The organism is Hydrocarboniphaga sp. FW305-C-57 (assembly GCF_058783045.1).
Genome location: NZ_JBYSYG010000002.1, coordinates 347,230 through 365,006 on the forward strand (window position 1 = coordinate 347,230; position 17,777 = coordinate 365,006).

15 protein-coding genes and 1 pseudogene are annotated in these 17,777 nt (G+C 60.2%); 3 read left to right on the plus strand and 13 right to left on the minus strand.

The features are described from left to right. Nucleotide 1: 1 nt before the first annotated feature. The 3 genes from AC3WUM_RS05920 to AC3WUM_RS05930 are packed head-to-tail and all read right to left on the minus strand — an operon-like array spanning nt 2 to nt 1,768. Nucleotides 2–433, minus strand: coding sequence for a GlcG/HbpS family heme-binding protein (locus AC3WUM_RS05920; RefSeq protein WP_492409274.1), 432 nt, complete (start codon nt 431–433; stop codon nt 2–4). Next, entirely contained in the window at nt 433–1,365 is a 933-nt protein-coding gene (locus tag AC3WUM_RS05925; RefSeq protein WP_492409275.1) for a catechol 2,3-dioxygenase, read from the minus strand. Before AC3WUM_RS05925 ends, AC3WUM_RS05920 begins: the two co-directional genes overlap by 1 nt. Nucleotides 1,366–1,369: 4 nt before the next feature. Then, nucleotides 1,370–1,768: a 2Fe-2S iron-sulfur cluster-binding protein gene (locus AC3WUM_RS05930; protein ID WP_492409276.1), complete on the minus strand. Its 399-nt coding sequence runs from the start codon at nt 1,766–1,768 to the stop codon at nt 1,370–1,372. Nucleotides 1,769–1,913: 145 nt separating this feature from the next. On the opposite strand from AC3WUM_RS05930, the gene AC3WUM_RS05935 reads away from it, so the two are divergent. Further along, the gene (locus AC3WUM_RS05935) at nt 1,914–2,681 is read left to right on the plus strand and encodes a GntR family transcriptional regulator (protein ID WP_492409277.1); all 768 of its coding nucleotides are present in this window, start codon (nt 1,914–1,916) and stop codon (nt 2,679–2,681) included. A 34-nt stretch (nt 2,682–2,715) separates the two neighbouring features. On the opposite strand, the gene AC3WUM_RS05940 is transcribed toward AC3WUM_RS05935, so the two are convergent. The 6 genes from AC3WUM_RS05940 to AC3WUM_RS05965 are packed head-to-tail and all read right to left on the minus strand — an operon-like array spanning nt 2,716 to nt 7,305. After that, complete coding sequence (locus AC3WUM_RS05940; RefSeq protein ID WP_492409278.1) at nt 2,716–3,774, minus strand: NADH:ubiquinone reductase (Na(+)-transporting) subunit F; 1,059 nt, start codon at nt 3,772–3,774, stop codon at nt 2,716–2,718. A gap of 5 nt (nt 3,775–3,779) precedes the next feature. Next, the gene (locus AC3WUM_RS05945) at nt 3,780–4,142 is read right to left on the minus strand and encodes a phenol hydroxylase subunit P4 (protein ID WP_492409279.1); all 363 of its coding nucleotides are present in this window, start codon (nt 4,140–4,142) and stop codon (nt 3,780–3,782) included. Nucleotides 4,143–4,168: 26 nt separating this feature from the next. Further along, a complete protein-coding gene (locus AC3WUM_RS05950) occupies nt 4,169–5,728 on the minus strand; it encodes an aromatic/alkene/methane monooxygenase hydroxylase/oxygenase subunit alpha (protein ID WP_492409280.1) in 1,560 nt (519 codons plus the stop codon). 19 nt (nt 5,729–5,747) lie between these two features. Further along, nucleotides 5,748–6,017: an MmoB/DmpM family protein gene (locus tag AC3WUM_RS05955; RefSeq protein ID WP_492409281.1), complete on the minus strand. Its 270-nt coding sequence runs from the start codon at nt 6,015–6,017 to the stop codon at nt 5,748–5,750. Continuing rightward, on the minus strand, nt 6,014–7,015 hold the full coding sequence (locus tag AC3WUM_RS05960) for an aromatic/alkene monooxygenase hydroxylase subunit beta (RefSeq protein ID WP_492409282.1): 1,002 nt from the start codon (nt 7,013–7,015) through the stop codon (nt 6,014–6,016). Before AC3WUM_RS05960 ends, AC3WUM_RS05955 begins: the two co-directional genes overlap by 4 nt. Before the next feature lie 23 nt (nt 7,016–7,038). Then, a complete protein-coding gene (locus tag AC3WUM_RS05965; protein ID WP_492409283.1) occupies nt 7,039–7,305 on the minus strand; it encodes a phenol hydroxylase subunit in 267 nt (88 codons plus the stop codon). Nucleotides 7,306–7,841: 536 nt separating this feature from the next. Here AC3WUM_RS05965 and AC3WUM_RS05970 point away from each other — a divergent pair. Then, nucleotides 7,842–9,686, plus strand: a complete 1,845-nt coding sequence (locus AC3WUM_RS05970) for a sigma 54-interacting transcriptional regulator (protein WP_492409284.1) — start codon at nt 7,842–7,844, stop codon at nt 9,684–9,686. 124 nt (nt 9,687–9,810) lie between these two features. Here the strand turns inward: AC3WUM_RS05970 and AC3WUM_RS05975 are convergent, their stop codons facing one another. Beyond that, complete coding sequence (locus AC3WUM_RS05975; protein WP_492409285.1) at nt 9,811–10,647, minus strand: SDR family NAD(P)-dependent oxidoreductase; 837 nt, start codon at nt 10,645–10,647, stop codon at nt 9,811–9,813. An 87-nt stretch (nt 10,648–10,734) separates the two neighbouring features. On the opposite strand from AC3WUM_RS05975, the gene AC3WUM_RS05980 reads away from it, so the two are divergent. Further along, nucleotides 10,735–11,331 carry a TetR family transcriptional regulator gene (locus tag AC3WUM_RS05980; RefSeq protein WP_492409286.1) on the plus strand — a complete coding sequence of 199 codons (597 nt, stop codon included), beginning with the start codon at nt 10,735–10,737 and terminating at the stop codon, nt 11,329–11,331. Between the two features lie 264 nt (nt 11,332–11,595). Here the strand turns inward: AC3WUM_RS05980 and AC3WUM_RS05985 are convergent. The 3 genes and pseudogenes from AC3WUM_RS05985 to AC3WUM_RS05995 all read right to left on the minus strand — a co-directional run. After that, nucleotides 11,596–11,874 (minus strand): annotated as a pseudogene (locus tag AC3WUM_RS05985) (DUF3363 domain-containing protein); the annotation flags it as partial. 436 nt (nt 11,875–12,310) lie between these two features. Beyond that, entirely contained in the window at nt 12,311–15,067 is a 2,757-nt protein-coding gene (locus AC3WUM_RS05990) for a winged helix-turn-helix domain-containing protein (protein ID WP_492409287.1), read from the minus strand. A gap of 181 nt (nt 15,068–15,248) precedes the next feature. After that, nucleotides 15,249–17,327, minus strand: coding sequence for a sigma-54-dependent Fis family transcriptional regulator (locus tag AC3WUM_RS05995; protein ID WP_492409288.1), 2,079 nt, complete (start codon nt 17,325–17,327; stop codon nt 15,249–15,251). Nucleotides 17,328–17,777: the final 450 nt, after the last annotated feature.

A 17,777-nucleotide genomic window follows, 5' to 3' on the forward strand; every position in this document is an offset into this window, starting at 1 on the left:
TTCAGTTCTCGGCGCCGATGGCGTGTAGCCCGGCGCGTGCACAAATTTCGTCTTCGTCTTCCGAGCCTCCGGAGACGCCGATTCCGCCGATCACGCGACCATCTGCGTGTAGCGGCAGCCCACCACCGAACGTGACCATGCGTGGGCGTAGCGGCAGGCCTTCACGCACGGCGGGTGAATGCGTTTGTAGTGCTGCAGTCCATGCCGATGTCGGCAAGCCGAATCCGGCGGCCGTGTAGGCCTTGTCGATCGCGATATCGATCGAGTGCAGATAGGCGCCAGGCATGCGCAGGAATGCAGCCAGCTGACCGCCGCTGTCGGTCACCGCAGCGTTGATGCGAATGCCGAGCTCCTCGGCCTTGCGCACCGCGGCGGTGACGGCGGCTTGTGCCGCTTCCCAATGCACGATGTCCTGGCGCACGCTGAGTTGCATCAGGTCACCACCGAGAGGAAGGCTTCGTTGAGCTTGCGGTCGTGATAGAAGATCGCGCGCCCAAGCTCATCGTCGGTCCAGGTCAGCACCGGGCGATCCGGATACGAGATGTAGCCGCCGGAGAACACTTCGTTGCGGTTGCCGGACGGATCGAAGAAGTAGATCGTCTCGCCACGCGTAATGCCGTGGCGTGTCGGCCCGATGTCGAGCGAAACGCGATGACGGCTGATGAGGTCGGCCGCTTTGAGCACCTCGCCCCAGTTGTCGAGCAGAAACGAGGCGTGGTGAAACTTGCCCTTCACCGGCTGACGAATGAAGGCAACGTCGTGCGGCTTGTTCGAGCAGGTCATGAACGCGCTGATGACCAGTTTCTCCGGACCTGCGACCACTTGTTCGGTGAGCGTGAATCCGAGCACATCGATGAACAGCTTCATGGTGCCGTCGAGATCGTCGCCGTAGAGCAGGCAGTGATCGAAGCGCGAAGGCGCCATACCGCGAAGATTGTCCGGATAAATCTCAGGATTGGTCGTCGGCATGCCGTTGCCGACTTTTCCTTTTTCGGCATAAAGCTCCATCACGTGTCCGGCCGGCACGGTGAAGCGGAAGCGCTCGCCCGTCTCCGGATGCTCGCCGGCGGGAACCCACGAGAGATTGCTCGCAAGCCCTGATGCTTCGACGTCCGCGGCGAGCTTCTTCAGCGTCGCCACGGAATCGACACGCCAGCCCATGTAATCCATGCCGGCTTCATCCGCCTCACGCAGCACGACACTGTGATGATCGTGTTCGTCCCAGGCCTTGAGGAACACGCGGCCACGCTCATCGCGAGCGGTTTCGATCAAGCCCATCACCTGTGTGTAGTGCTTGAGCGCCGCATCCATTTCGAGAACCCGCAGTGCGACGTGCCCGGGGCGCAAAACACCTGTCAGTGCCATCTCTCTACTCCTCCTGGTTATTGCCCTCCGCGCGTTGAAATCGATGCGCGGAGAATCTGAATGTCGAGTCGCTGCCCTCGAAGGCACGCGCCATTTTTCCAACGACCCGCAGCTGCAAATCGCCATCGGCGAAAAGGCGGCAGGCCAGCGCATAGCCCTCGCTTTGTTCCTGCTCGCTGACGCACGAGCGGCTCATCTTTGCGGTGCGGTAGGGCCCTTCGACGATGCGCACCTTGCAGATGCCACAACCGCCGCCCCTGCAGCCGACGGGAATGCCCTTGCGTCCCAGCACCTCCATGCTGGTCAGCACGTTGGTTTCGCTGCAGCAGCCAAAAGCCTCGCCGCTGTTCTCGATCCGGATGCGGTGCTGGACTGCGGCTTCGTTCGGCGGGTTTGCAACCACGGCCTCTCTCCTCTGCTTAAACGATATTGCTCGCTAATATCGATGTCAATACATTTTCTCGAGATTTTGTTGAATCACAACAATCCGCTTGCTTTAGAATCGAGATCCGTTATCCCGGGATTAATCCGCAGACGCGGAAGCCACCATGCCCAGCCAGCCTTTGCCGCCGCCCGCTCTCGACGCCGCACCGGAAGCTCCGCGGACGCTGATCGAATCCGCCTATCACCAGGTCCGCCACGACATCATCACCGGCGTGCTCGCGCCCGGAGAGAAGCTGCGTGTCGAGCACCTCAAGGATCACTACGAAGTCGGTGCGGGCACGCTGCGCGAAGCGCTGTCGCGGCTCGCGTCGGAGACGCTGGTCGTTTCGGAAGGCCAGCGCGGCTTCACCGTCGCTCCGCTGTCGATCGCCGATTTCGAAGACATCACCCGTACACGTATCCTGTTGGAATGCGAGGCGTTGAGGCTGTCTATCCAGCATGGCGACGATGCCTGGGAAGGCGAAGTCATGAGCGCTTACCATCGACTCAGCCTCGCCGAACAGAAGCTTGATCGGAAGAAGCCGGCGGCGACTGCGTTTGACGAGTGGGAGGCTCGAAACAAGGCCTACCATCGCGCCCTGCTCGCGGCCTGCCCTTCGGCCTGGATCCAGTACTTCCTTGGCATCCTCTATCAGCAATCCGAGCGCTATCGCCGATTCGTTCTCGAGCATCCGACAATCCCCCGCAACGTCCACGACGAACATGCCGCCATCGTCGAAGCCACGCTGGCGCGGGACAGCAAGCGCGCCTGCCGCTTGCTCGGCGAGCACATCCGCCTGACCCTCGAAGCGGTACGTCATGCGCCGGCGGAAGTCTTTTCGGCAACCGCGAAGAAGCGGCGGCCGCGCCGTGGCGCCAGCGTGGTGCGTTGAGTCGCGTATCGGGGAGAGCACGGACGTTCGCCCCTCAGATCGACTTGAACAGCGGGCTGCGCGCGGAGTCGCCGTCTGCACTGGTCAGAAACTTCTCGGTGAAGATGTCGCGCTCAAACAGCCGCCCCTGCATCAAGCTTCTGATGCAGGCTTCGATCATCACCGGCGGTCCGCACAAGTAGGCGCGATGGCCGCGAAAATCGCTGTCGAAATGCGCCGTCGCCACATTGTGGACGAAGCCTTTCGCTCCATCCCATGCGCAGGCTTCGGTGGGCTCGCTGAGTGCCGGCACGTAGTGGAAATTCGGATAGGCTCCGGCGAGCTCGCGAAACTCCGCGTCGTAGTACAGCTCGGCACGGTTGCGCGCTCCGTATACGAGCGTGATGTTTCGCGTTTCACCGCTCGTGAGCAGGTCGAGAATCATCGACCGCGGACTCGACAATCCCGAGCCACCAGCCATGAAGATCAGCGGTTGGGGATCGGATGCACGAACGAAGAATCGTCCTAGCGGGCCTGAGAAGCGAATGCCGTCGCCCACCTTGAGTTGCTCGTGCAGGTAGGTCGTTCCCTTTCCGTTGGGAACCCGACGCACATTGAGTTCGATGAGATTGCGATCCGACGGCGGACTCGCCAGCGAAAATGCGCGCGGCTGCGATTCACCGGGAATGCGCACCTGCACGTACTGGCCAGCCTGGAAATCAATCCCGCCGCCTTGGAGCTCGATGCGAATGCCTTTGATAGTCGGCGACAAGTCCACGAGTTCGGCGACACGGCCGTTGAAATCGCGCATCGGCACATGACGCGCATCGGGGTCCTCGTCGATTTCGGCTTCGATGACGAGATCGGACTGCGGGGTCGCACAACAAGCCAGAGCCTTGCGTTCTTCGCGCTCGAAATCCATCAAGGCGAACGGCGATGCGTTACCGAGCTCGTAGTCGCCATCTACGACCTGGACCTTGCAGGTGGCGCACAGTCCGTGTCCGCACGCATGCGGGAGCCAAACTCCGGCCCGAAGGCAGGCGTCCAGTACGGTCTGCCCATCCTCCGCTTCGACGGTCTGGCCGAGTGGTTCAATGGTGATCCGATAGCTCATGGCGATCAGTTGCAGCTGCTGGCGATGCCGTCGAGGCCGGGCGTGCGGAAGCGCAGAATTGCTTTGTGTCCCAAGCCGTTTTCACTCACGCTGAGCCCAGCATCCGGTGTAAACGGTTGCCCGGAGCGCAACCATTCCACCTTCGTCCAATCGATGCGTTCCGCATCCGGATGCTGGGCGTACATGCCGGGAATCACCTGCTCGACCAGGGCAGAGAACGGCATGTCCGGCGGCACCGGAATGCAGTGCGGTGAACAGAACATCAAGTGCCGATCCCAGCCGATGTACAGCAACTGCTGACCGCGGAAGTTCTCGACGCGGTCACGAATCTCACCGGTGTAGCCCGGCTCCAAAGAAATGACGCTCATCAGTTTGCTCTCCTCAAACTCGCAATTCAGGCGGACGCCGCGGGCTTGCCGGTCCAGCGAGTCCAGTTCTGGCAATCCTGAGAATCAAGGTATTCGCCGCCGTCTTCGCCGACATGGAAACCGTAGTACTGCAGAACCTCGAGCATCGGGTCGAAGCCAGGTGCCGTTGGATCAGCTTCAGGACGGAAGCAGTTGCCCTGGTAGATCTGGTGCACCGGTAGCCAGGCCTGCACGTACTTCTCCGGCTCGTCGCAGAAGATGTCCTTGCAGCCATCGGAGCAGAAGTGGAACTTGTTATCGCGATAGTCGGTTTCGCGATAGCAGATCTGGGTCGGGTCGTCCGGCTCGGTGAATCCCATCGGAATCTGGCAGACCTGGCACAGCATCGGCAGCGTGTTGTTGTAGAAGCGCTTGCCCTGCTGCTGCTGCTCACGCCAATGCTCGAAGCGCGGGCGATAGAGACGGTCGAAAGTGTCGGGATACTTTTCCGACAACCACTTCATCTCGGCCTCTTCTGGTATCCAGGTATGGAACGCGGCGGCGTGAGTGTAGTTGTAGAAAATGCTCCAGGCTTCGTGCGAAAGACGGTGCTTTTCCTTGCGCGCGACTTCGTGATACTTCGGCATGCGAATACCGTAGCGCTCCAAGTCCTTGAACAGCGCACCGCCGTTCTGCTCGAAGTAAACCTCCCAAGCCTCGGCCCAGCTCATCACGCGCTTGGGCAGCATGTAGTCCATCATCATCGACACCAGCGTCAGCAGCCGGTAGCCGCGCCAGAACCATTTGTCGAGCCAGCGCTGGACGATCGGAATGTTGCCGGGATCCTGCTCCAAAATGAACTTGACCACTTCGAGCCCGAGCGTCATGTGACGCGATTCGTCGGACTGCGCGGAAAAGCCAAAGGTGACCGTCGCCATGTCGCCGTTGAACGCTGCGCCGCTCATGAACGGCATGAACAGCAGATTGGTCAGCACGTACTCGAATGAGAATGAGATCGCGGTGATGAACTCGAACGGTCCCGCCGTCATCGCGTCTTCGAAGTACGACTTCGGCACAGACAGATACCAGACACGGTCGTGCATGTGCGCGTAGTCGTGCAGGCCGTTGAAAAACTTGTTGTAGTGGCTGATCGTATGCGCTTGCGTTTGCGCATGACGTAGTTCATCGATCGCCTGCATCTGGCAGGCGATGCGCGCACTGCTGCCGCGGAAGTTGCGGCCAGCCATTGCGAAACCGCGATGCGCCGCGTACTCGAGCGGGCTTACGCCAGTCAGGAAGAGCTTCAGCGTGTTGATGTAACGCGCGTCGGTGACGTTGAACTGCCCGTTGTTCTGCTGGAAGGCATCGACGATTGCATAGAGCTTGCGCTCCTTTTCGCCCTGGTACTTCCAGTAGGCGTCCATCGTCAGCCTGAAGGGGTCCTCCCACTTATCCCAGTCATGAATCTTGATGCCCTCGAACTTGTCGAGCGGAAATGCCTCGTCCATTCCTTCGTAGCTCATCTCCCAACCGAGCCCGCGCGTCAACAGCGCATAGTTCTCTTTGAGACTGAGTTTCTTGGTCGCCTTGCGATCACCGTCGGCCATGTTTTTCTCCTCGATTCCCTTAGCTGTTCCAGTGCAAGACGAACTCGTCGTCCGACTCATCGATGTTTCCCGACAGCGAGATCAGATTGATCTGCATCTCGCGCAGATCGAACTCGCGGCCGATGAGGTTCTCGATCGACTCGCGCTTCACCACTAGCCGATTCGGCGCATTGATCTTCACCATCGCGGGGTAGTGCTCGATCGATGCGGCGGGGTTATCCTCGGCGATCGCTTCGATGATCGGCCGAGTGTCATCGTTGGTTTGAAACGCGATGAAAACCATGCTCATGACAGCACCACGCCGAGCTTCGCAAGCCGTGCATTCAGTCCGCCGGCGACGGCTGAAAGTGCACCATCGGCGTCATCGCCAAAAACCTCGGCTGCATAGGGCAGCAGAGCCTCCTGCGTGGCGGACATCCAGCTCGAAACCCACTGGCTCACGAGTTCGGCATTGGCCGGAGATTCGCCGACGATGGTCTTCACCACTGCATCCACCCAGCGGGAGGTTTCGTCGTACCAGTTGCTCATGAACTCGCACATCAGCCCGAGTGCCGGGCCTGAAAGAGCCTCGACGTGTTGCTCGTATCGCTGGTACATCAACGGATAGATCAGTCCGTCGATGACGAGGTTCTGTGCGACGAACAACTCGACCCAATCCTTCGTCACCATCGAGCGCTCGACCAGCCGGCGTAGCCCCTGCCAAGCCGCATGCCCCATCCAAAGCGCCTTCGCGCGCTGCAGAGCGTCACCTGAGTTGCCGTCCAGCAATAGCCCGAGGCGACTGACGTGCTGTGCCAATCCGAGGCGATCCATCGCATGGAACATCGTCGCCTGAGTGAGAACCGAGCCCCAACCGTAGGCGGTCACGTAGCAATTGTTTGTGTTCGCTCCCCACTCGACATGACGCGCCGGCAGCAACGCCATCACGATCGCTTCGCGCGCTTCGCTCGGAAGCTGCTGCAGCAGGCCGCGCTTCTGGACGAAGTCGATGTTCTTTTCCATCGCCTCCTGCTGCCGCGATCGCGCAATCGTATACGTGCCGTAGTAGTACTGCCTCGGGTCCCGAAGCGCGTACCAGTCACGCATCACGATGGCCGTGCGAGATTGATCGTAGATCTCGCGATCACGGTCCCACAGGGGCCGATAATGGAAGTTTGTCGTCGGCTGCAGATCGAAGCTGGCTTCCTGATACCGCGACGCCGGCTTGTCTCCACCGAAGCGGCGCGCAACGTTCGAGAACGTGTTTCGCAGCTGCGTAACCGATGATGTCTTGATGTCTACTTGCATAACGCTCAGATCTCCTCAGATCGCTATTCGTACTGCCCTGGAAGGCCGTATCGCCATTTGCATTTGTCGAACTCGATTGCCAACGCTTCTGCGCGCGTGAGATAGGTCGCGCCCACCGAGTTGCAGAAGGATTGATAGTCGGCGAGCTTCATCGTCAGTTCGACGCTCAATTGCGGATCGCCGATGGAGAAGTCGAAATCGACGTATCCGTCTTCGCGTAGCTCGCGAAAGCGCACGTAGTTCTTCGTCACGTCGAACGCAGGCGTCGTTGTTTCCGATGTATTCGCCACGGGTCTCCTCCGTTGATCGCTTGAATCAGAGCAGCTGATTCGTCGTTTTCTTTGCAACGGAGAGTGAAGTCCCCGTCGTTTTCGGGGTGCAATAGCAGCGCTTATGCCAAGCGCATCGGATCGCAGTGCAGCAATCGGCTAAGTCGCGAATCGATATCAAGTTCTTTGTCGATAACGGCTACATCGCACGAGTGAACCCCAGGCTCGCGTCGCTTCCGGCTTAAAGAAAATGCGGAAACGAAGAGCGGCTCCAATGGGCCGATTGAATATTTTTAGCGAATAGCCGTCTGAGCTTCCGAGTGTCCGGCCCGAACAGCGACTTCAATAAATTTATTCAATAAACTGACACGAATGCCTTGCGGTGCATAAAATTATCAAGCTGATCGCGGGCTGGCTTGGCTCTTGGTGCTTTACCGCCGTCAATAGGGGCGATAAGCCCCCTATCGCGCTGGCACACACCATGCGTTAGGTCGGCCACACTAAAGAGATCGGCCGTCGCGTACGGACCGGCACCATGCGGTAGAGGAGGACAAAACATGACGGCATCGTCCGTGACCCCGGCTGCCAGCGGCGACTGGAAGCCCTCGAGCGCCAGTGTCGACCCGCTGCGGTTCCCAGATATCGCAGACCTGATGGAGCGACTGCATTTCGCCCCCAGCGACGGTCGCATCTGGCTCGACGATCAACGGATGTCTCTGATCCACACATCAGCCATGGGTGTATTGCGACACGGGTTGATCGAGGGAGTCGGGTTGGATCGTGCGCGTGGCCTGTTGACGCGCATGGGCTACAACTCCGGCGCCCACGATGCGCAACTGGCGCGCAAGCTGCGTCCGAACGCCTCACTCGAAGACATCTTCTCGGTCGGACCACAACTGCATGCACTCGAAGGCATCGTGCTAGTAGAACCGGTTTCGCTCGAAATCGATGTCGAGCGAGGGAAGTATCGCGGCGAGTACATCTGGCGTGGCTCATCTGAAGACGAAGAGCATGTACGCATCTATGGGATCGGTGCCGAGGTGGCGTGCTGGATGCAGATCGGTTATGCGTCGGGGTTCACCAGCGTGTTCATGGGGCGTCCCATTCTTTTCCGTGAAGTGGAGTGCCGCGCTCAGGGAAAGGACTACTGTCGGATCGTCGGCATGCCGGTGGAAGACTGGGATGATGCTGAAGACGATCATCGTCATCTGCAAGCTGAAGCTTTCAGCCGTGGCCTTTCGGCTGCGGCGCGTGGCAGCCTCGCGCCTGAAATCGGCTCGCCCAATGCGGAGATGTTCGCGGACGGCGACATCGTCGGCGCATCCACTGGATTCAATTCGGTTTGCCACATGGTCAAGCGCGTCGCGGATACGCGTGCGACGGTACTGTTTCTCGGCGAAAGCGGCGTTGGAAAAGAGGTGTTCGCTCGCACGCTTCATCGCATCAGCCCGAGAGCCGACAAAGCATTCGTTGCAGTCAACTGCGCTGCGATTCCCGATCAGCTGGTCGAGTCGGAACTTTTCGGCGTTGAGAAGGGCGCTTACACCGGAGCAAGCTCATCGCGTGCGGGTCGTTTCGAACGCGCACACGAAGGTACTCTGTTTCTCGATGAAATCGGGATTCTGAATCTGACATCCCAAGGGAAACTGTTGCGAGCCCTGCAGCAAGGTGAGATCGAGCGTGTCGGCGATACTCATACTCGACGCGTCGATGTACGCCTGATCGCAGCGACCAATCTGGATCTGAAACAAGAGGTGCGAGCAGGTCGCTTTCGTGAGGATTTGTATTACCGCCTGAACGTCTTCCCGATCAAAGTGCCGCCGCTACGCGAGCGCCGCGAAGATGTTCCGATCCTCATGAATCACTTTCTGCGCAAGTTCTGCGCGATGCATGGGCGATCAGTCACTGGATTCACTGCGCGCGCCATCGACGCCATCTTGACCTACGACCTTCCAGGCAACATCCGCGAGCTCGAAAACATGATCGAGCGCGGCGTAATTCTCGCGCCGGCCGGTGGGGCGATTGATCTCGGACATCTGTTCACCGGCGGAGAGACGCTCAACACCCAAACATTCAGTGTGCGCGGCGACGGACGAGTGTCCGCCTGCACTTATTCGGACAATGACCCTGATGTCGCTGCTGATAGCAGCATCCAGACGCTTGCTGGTCAGATTGGCAAGCTCATGATGAGCGATGCAATCGAGGCCGGCACATCGCTTGATGAGATAGAGGCCAGCTTGGAATCCGCACTATTGAAAAGTGCGGTTGAGCGTGCGGGTGGAAACCTGTCTGCTGCCGCTCGTATTTTGGGCATTACGCGAGCGAGACTGGTTTACCGCTTGAATGGGCGAAACATCGGGATCGACGATAGAGCCACTGATGGCGCCTCAACCCGCCGCTAGTGGTTGGTTGGCTACGCAGAGCTACAGCTGCGAATTCAACCGATCAATGCAACAGATTGTCGATATCGCTTGGCCGGCGTTTCGAACTTCAGAGTCTGCCACCAGACTTTTGAGGATGTGATTGTCATTTTTTGGACTCCGGCGTTCCCTGCGCATCATTGGACACGCTTGCCCAACTTTCCCACTCTTCAATTCTGCCTCGGTAGGTCTCCCTTAGCATTGGCAACAACCAATTCCCGAGCAGCAACCTACTCGGAGGACTTGGCGAATCCACCAGCTTTAGGATCGCTGCAGAGGTGGCCTCAGGCACTCCGGTCATCTCCGGCCTGAAAGATGCACGCGCGTTGGTTCGGAGACGATCGTAATGTGGGGACTTGGGAGCGTGGATGGTGGAAGCACCGAAGCCGGTCGAGTAGCTTCCTGGCTCAATAGCAGTAACCTTAATTCCAAACGCACCTGTTTCTTTACCCAGAGCCTCGGTTATCGCTTCCACCGCAAACTTCGTGGCCAGGTAGATTCCACCGGTGGGAAAGCTCGCCAAGCCTCCGATACTCGACATGGTCAAGATGTGGCCGGACTTCTGTGCTCGTAGAATCGGCAAGACGGCCTGAATAACAGACAGTGTTCCAAAAATATTCGTGTCAATGTTTTTCTGAGCTTCTTCTGGATCTATCTCCTCGATAGCACTCATGTACGCATAGCCAGCATTGCACAGCACGACATCAATGCGACCGAACCTGGCATGCGCCTTCTCGACCGCCTCAAACACTTGTGCCCGATCAGTCACATCCAGCCTCAATGTGAGCACCGCGTCTCCGTATACGGCTGCCAACCCCTCCAACGAGGCTGTGTCACGGGCAGTGGCAGCCACCTTGTCGCCCCGCGCCAGAGCGGCTTCTGCCCAAGTTCTGCCAAAGCCTCTCGAAGCACCGGTGATGAACCAAATCTTCGCGTGCGCCATAGCTAGTTCTCCCGTAAAATTACACTTGGTGCAGTATATTATTGCACCAAGTGTAATTTGCAAGCGGCTGCTGGAGAACTGTTACAAATGAGTGAAGAAGAGAAGATCGCTGGGCTGAGAGAGCAGAAGAAGCGAGAGACCTACGAACGCATCGCTGAAGTAGGGCTAGCCATGTTCCTGGAACGGGGCTTCGAGGCGACCACGATTGACGAGATCGCTGAAGGATCTGGAATTTCAAGAAGAACGTTTTTTTACTACTTCAGATCTAAAGAAGATGTGCTGCTCGCTCACCCCGGCAGTGGTTTTTCGGCATCGCTTCGCGACACAGTGCTCAAGGAATCGGCAGCGCAGAAACCGATGGTTGCAATCGAGAGCTGCCTGATAAGGCTCGCTTCGCGCCACGAAGCACCAAAGTCGATTGCATTTGATGCATTGCTTCGATCCACCGACTCTTTGCGAGAACGTAAAAAACTGCTCTTCCTCGAGCTTGAAGGCGTCCTTTGCAGCGCGATGGATGAAGTTTGGCCAGAAGAAGCTTCTCAAAAAGGCCGCAACCGCCTTATTGCGACGACCGCGATAGGCGTGTTGAGAATTTCTCTGGATGAATGGAGGGATGCGGGCGGCAAAAAGAAATTGGCCGCTTATCTTCAGAATAATTTCAATCGCCTGAAGACGCAGTTGTAAGCTGCCAGTGAGATGCGTCGCCTGATGACGCGCATCTTGCCGAGCGATTGAATTGGTAGCAGCCTGCGTACCGACATCAAGTCCGAAGACGTGGCGCTGTGCTTCGCTGGAGCCGTGTACCCAGCGACCACTTCGTTCGAGAGAGAGCAAGCCGGTCGTGTTCTGAATCTACTTATGGGGAGGCTGAAGCCGGCCTCGTAGCACGAGCATGCAAAGGGCGCGACATGCCACCGCACATGCAACGATCCAAAGAAATGTCGGCGATCAAACCGATGGCCCGCGACGTCTGCCAAGCTCCCAGAAGACACCGCTGCTGCGCACGATAGCGTGAAGTGGCTGCCCCAGCCGTTGCTCGATTACCGGCATCCGCAGTACTGGGCCAAACCCAATACCGTCATCGAGCATCGCGTAGCGCCCGCTTGCGAGCATCATGGAGCGCCGGTAGATGCCGCTCACGCGCTGGCCAGCGGACACGGGCCGATGCTCCGGGCCGGTTTCGGTGGCTGTGTCTTGGGCGGCCTGCGCCAGCTCGCGGTTGCGCACGACTTCACAGCACTTGTAGATTCGGAATCAAGACTTGCCCCTCTGAAGCACTGACTGACGTCCGCATCGCGCCACGGAGGACATGCAGAATCACCGCCTGCTTTCGGCTCGCGGTAGAAAATCGGATGGTTGCATGCATCCGGCGGCGAACGCTCGAACGCGCGCAGTGCGGACCGATCGGAAGGCCCATGGCATGTGCCTGCCGAGCCAGGGCATGCGTCGCGCAGTTCAGGCGCGCGCGCCCGTCCCGAGCGATGCGATCGGCGATGCCTTCTCATTCACCTTCGGCTCTCAACAGTCAGTTATCAAATCCTGAGTTACGGTTGCCTCGTCGCACTCGCGGGTTTGCAAGCAGACGGCGAACAGACCGACACAGGCGTGTCCTCAGATACAGGACGCCAGTATCGCGATCCTGCGGCGATCGCCGACAGCCCGCTCAGGACAGCAGGCCAAGCCGTCTCGCCGCCGTGGTGGCCTGGACCCTGCGAGCCACGCCGAGCTTTGCGTAGATTCCCTTCAGGTACCACTTCACGGTGTCGATTCCAACGCCGAGGTCGCGCGAAATTTCCTTGTTGGATCTGCCCTGGCTCAGCATCTTCAGAATGTCGAGCTCTCGCGCTTTCAGTGGCTCGATCGTCGGCGCCGCCGCCACCGACTGGGATGAACGCTGAGCGGGTGCGCGCCGCTCCTGGCGGCCCGCGGCGATGATCGTCGCCAGCGTGTAGGAAGAGGTAGGCGGCATTTCGGCAGGGACCTGGCCGTGCCGGCAGCGATCCCTGAGGCGTTCCAACACCGAGATCAGGCGCGGCCCTTCATCGAGGAACGTGCGAAACATGCCGTCGGAGGCGCCGTAGATCACGGCAGGAATCAGCGCCGTCTCGGCCTCCGCGCGATTCCCCGCGATCTCGAGCACGCAAGCCAGCTGCGCCCGCGATTGCATCTCGGCCAGGCGCCTGCCTCGCTTTTGAGCGTCCGCGATGAGCAGGTTCAGAATCTGCACTGCAGCCGGGTATTCGCCCTTGGCGCTCAGTACACGGGCTCGGGAGCGCTGCCGGATCTCATGCAACTGGTGCGCGATTCCGGGTTCTTCGGTCGCCGGGGCCGGCCGGATCTCATCGAGGTAGATCAGCAGCTGATCGGCAGCCCGCAAATCACCTTGCAGCAGGTAAAGCCTGATGCGCTCCGACTCCACGGCATGAGCCAATCTTTCGATGCTCTGCTTACGCGCGACTTGGGCCCCCTCGTCGAGAATGGCATGGGCATCTCCGTATCGCTCGTTCAACACTTCGAGCCGGCAGCTGTAGATGTAGGTGGCAATGGAGAAGTCGCCCACTCCGCCTTCAACGCCGAGCGTCCTGCTGTCTTCGAGCAGGAGCTCCGCATCGCCGAGCGCGTTCCGTTCGTACAGCAGCTGCCCAAGAAGCGCTCCGGCCAATTGAGCTGCATGCGAGTGGCGACCCGCGACGTTGCGCGCAAGCCTGAGCGCCTCGGAAAAGCTTTCCTCGGCCTGCGTGAGCTGTCCGAGCGCGAATTCGGCCATGCCCGTGAAGCAATGTCCGTAAACACCCGAGAACGGGCCCGGGTTGCGCTCATGGAGCGAACTCGCCCATCTCTGCAAGCTCAGCGCCTCTTCGAACCGGAAGGTCTGGATCAGCACGTAAGTCAGGACGTTGGCCCCGACTCCGGTGACCCACGGCCCATTGGCCTCAACGTCCACGATGAGCGGTCGCAGCAAGGCCTCGACGCCGGTCAAGCGGTCGGCAAAGATGTCGATGCAGCTCTGCACGACCTGCGCCTCGGCGCGAATGCTGTCTTCATTCGGGAGCGTGGGTCCACCGAGGCTACGCTCGATATGTTCGAGCGCTTTCTGCGCCTCCGACGAATGATGTGTCAGACAGTTCGCCCAGGCGATCGCGAATTGAAGTTCGCATCGGTTCGCGATCCGGTCGCGAGGCAGGCGGTTGATCAGCCTGAGCAGGGTGGCCATCAGGCTGTGGTGGACCAGCCACATGGCGTCGCGCTCCACGAGCTCGATCGCCCGATCGATGTCGCCCGCCGCCAACGCGTGACGCACGGCTTCCTCGGTTTCGAGCTGTGCGGCAAACCATGCGGAAGCGGCGCGATGCAAAGATGCCACCTTCTCGGGGTGATCGCGCTCCAAGCGGCGACGCAGGAAGTCGGCGAACAGATGGTGATAGCGAAACCACTGCATCTCCTCGTCCCGCGCCCGTACGAACATGTCCTCTTCCTGCAGCTGCTCCAGCAAGGCCTGGCTGTCGGCACGTCCGGTCACGGCGGCGCACAGGTCCCCGGACAGGCTCTCCAGAATGGACGTCTTCATCAGGAAGTCGAGCGTCGCCGCCGGCAGGTTGTTGAGCACGTTCTCGACGAGGTATTTGCCGATGGCTTGGTGCTTTCCGGAAAACGAGTGAATCAAAGCCTCCGTGTCACTGCTCGATCGCAACGAAATCGACGCAAGCTGCAGCGCCGCGATCCAACCTTCCGTCGTCCGCCACAGGAGCTGCACGTCATCGCTGTCGACATCCAGCTGATTGAGATCGCGAAGAAAGATGGATGACTCGTCGACATCGAAGCGCAGGTCTACGCTATCGATTTCGGTCAGCTGGCTCTGTACGCGCAAGGTGCCGAGAGGCAGTGGCGGCTGTGTGCGACTCGTGATGATCAGATGCAGATTCGAGGGGGCGTGCTCGATCAGAAACACCAGGCTCTTCTGTATCGCTTCGTTACGGATCAGATGCCAATCGTCCAGCACCAGGAAAATTTCGCCTTCGAACACTTCGAGTTCGTTGACCAGATCGGTCAGAACGAACGAGGTGGCCTGCTCGGACTTGCCCTCCAGCAAGGAGATCGCATCGATGCCGATAGAAGGCTCTACATAACGAATGGCTTCCACCATGTAGCATAAGAAGCGCTCGAGCTCGTCATCCTCGGTGTCGAGGCTCAGCCATGCGACCCGCGCTCCGCGCTCGATGAGGACTTGACGCCACTGGACGGCCAATGTCGTCTTCCCAAAGCCCGCTGGGCCATGGATCAGAACCAGCCGCCGGTTCAAACCCTCGTTGATCTTGTCCAGCAAGCGCCGACGCGGCAGCAAGCTTCCTGAGCCCGCCGGAGGCTTGAACTTGCTCATGATCTGGCGCGCTTTCGTCATTTTGAAGCTGCGGGTAGGCATCTTCTCTCTCCTGCACTCTAGCGATGACACTAGATACCGTCCGAGCCTCATCTCGTCCTGGACGAGAAATCGACGCGGCGAACCCCTCCGCGTCGATCGTGTCGATCATCGCTTCCGGGCTCGAGGGCTTGTCGTTTTTATGATTTTGAAAACCGAGCCGAGTATACCGCGCGCCCTGGGTTCAGCTCTGATCGATCCGCTCAATACCGACTCCGATGCGGAGCCGCTTCAACCTGCGGTACAAGGTGTTTCGACTCATGCCGAGCTGCTGCGCAGTCAGCCTCATGTTCCAGCGGTTCGCATCGATCACGGCCAGTAACGCCTCCCTCTCTGCGACTTCGAGCGGATTGACAGCAGCGGCATCGCCTGGCGTCACAATGGTGACAACCGCCTCGCCCGAAGCCGCGGGCCTGGCGGCCTCGCGCAGCTCGCGTGGCAGATCGAGCCGCGTGATCACTCCGCCCTCGCAGATCGCGAGCGCCGTGCGGATCACGTTGCGCAGCTCGCGCACGTTGCCGGGCCAGTTGTAGTTCATCAGGCACTGGAAGGCCTCGGCCTCCATCGCCGCCGGACGTCCGCCCGCGGTTTCGATCGAGAACACCTCGCGAATCAGGCGATCGCGATCCGCGCGCTGCGCGAGCGACGGCAGCTCGAGCGTGATGCCGTTGAGGCGGTAGTACAGATCTTCCCGGAACTGCCCCTTGGCGATCATCTCGCGCAGGTTGCGATGGCTCGCGCAGATCACGCGAATGTCGACCTTGATCGGCGTCTCGCTGCCGAGCGGTACCACTTCGTGCTCTTCGAGCACCCGCAACAGGCGCGTCTGCAGCAGCAGCGGCATGTCGCCGATTTCGTCGAGGAACAAGGTGCCGCCGGAGGCCTGCAGGACCTTGCCGCGCATGCCGTCCTTGCGCGCGCCCGTGAACGCGCCGGCCTTGTAGCCGAACAGCTCGCTTTCGATCAGCGTTTCGGGAATCGCGGCGCAGTTCACCGCGACGAAGTTCTGCGGCGCGCGCGAGCTCGCCAGGTGCAGGGCGCGAGCGAACACTTCCTTGCCCGAGCCCGTCGGGCCCTGGATCAGCACCGAGACCATCGAGTCGGCGATGCGCCGCGCACTGCGCACATTGCGCAGCATCTGCGGATCTTCGCCGGCGATGTCGTCGAGCGTCAGCGTGCTCTTCTGCGCCTGCGGCACCGACTGCAGCAGCGGCCTGGTTGGGCTGCCGTCACGCGGCACCTCGCGCTGCGGCTCGCGCAGCCCTTCGAGACCGCGATCGAAGCTACGCTCGAAAGCCTCGCTGGAATCGAAGAAGCGGCCGCGCTGCGGCTCGTGCAGGCTCACGAAATAGCGGCGGCCACGGCGCAGGTCGCGCACCGGCCAGATCGCCTGATGCGTACGCGAGCCACCCATGAGGTCTTCGGGGCGCACGTCGAAGATTTCGGATAGCGGACGGCCCACCAGGTCGAGGCGATTGCTCGCGCCGAGCAGGCGAACCGCGGTGTCGTCGGCCGCGATCACGACGCCGTCGCCGGACAGCGTCAGCGCGCCGTCGTGCAGCAGGTTCACGAGTTCCGGGCGGCTGTGGAAGCGCAGGATCGTCTGATTCTGCTGACGCCGCAGGAACAGGCATTTCTCGATCAGGTTGGCGGACAGGTTCACGAGCGCCATCGTGTGCATCTGGCTCGCGCGCGTGTCGTGCGACGACACGCTCGAGGCATCGAGCACGGCGACGAGCGAACCGCCCGGATCGCGAATCGGAGCGCCCGTGCACGAGAGCCCGATGTGGCGCGCGCGGAAGTGATCGGCGCGATGCACGGTGACCGGCCGATTCTCGGCGATGCAGGTGCCGACGCCGTTGGTGCCTTCGCGGTTCTCGCTCCAGTCAGCACCGATCAGGATGCCTGCGGAGCGGAACATCTTGCGCAACGTCGGATCGACGCGCTCGCACAGGATCACGCCGCTCGCGTCGGTCATCAGCAATGCGTAGCCGGAGCCCGAAATCTGGTCGTACAGCGCATCCATCTCGGCCAAGGCAATCTGCATCAGGTCCTCATGCTGCGCCTGCCGGTCCTTGAGATCGGCGTCGCCGATGACGGTCGGGGCATGGAGCCTGGAAGGATCGAGCCGATGATCGTTGACGCAGCGCGTCCACGATTGGGCGATCGGCGCCTCATACCGCAGCGGTCGATCGATACCCGGCAAGCCATGAACCGTTCTGAACACGTCTTCGGCGTGCACTATCGCTGTTGAATCGGCCATTTGAATCTCTCTTCCTCGGGCAATCCTCGTTCAGCTCGTCACCGGTAGTTCGAGCCGGCCCGCCAGCCTCCTCTGTAGGGATTCCCGGCCGGGCGTTGCGCATGCGCAGCAAACGATACAGGGATTTTCGGGGTGCTCTGTCGACGCGCGAGTCCACTACCCGTTTCACCCCTTGTCGCTACCCGGTCGGGCGGTGACTCCTCCGTCCCACACCTCCAGACTGCTCCCACAGTTCAAGAGCGAAGCGCTGCGGCGGTATCCAGGCTGAAAAACGGGTAGCGGAGCGAGACCAGAATCGCCTCGACCTACCCCGTATTCGGCCCGGAGTCGCCGAGCCCATTTGCCGACTATAAAAATCCATTCGGCACCAGCTTCGCCGAATGCGGTCGCGACGACGGACAGGAGAAGAGTGATGACATCAGACGTGAGCATGTCCCCGATATGCGCCAT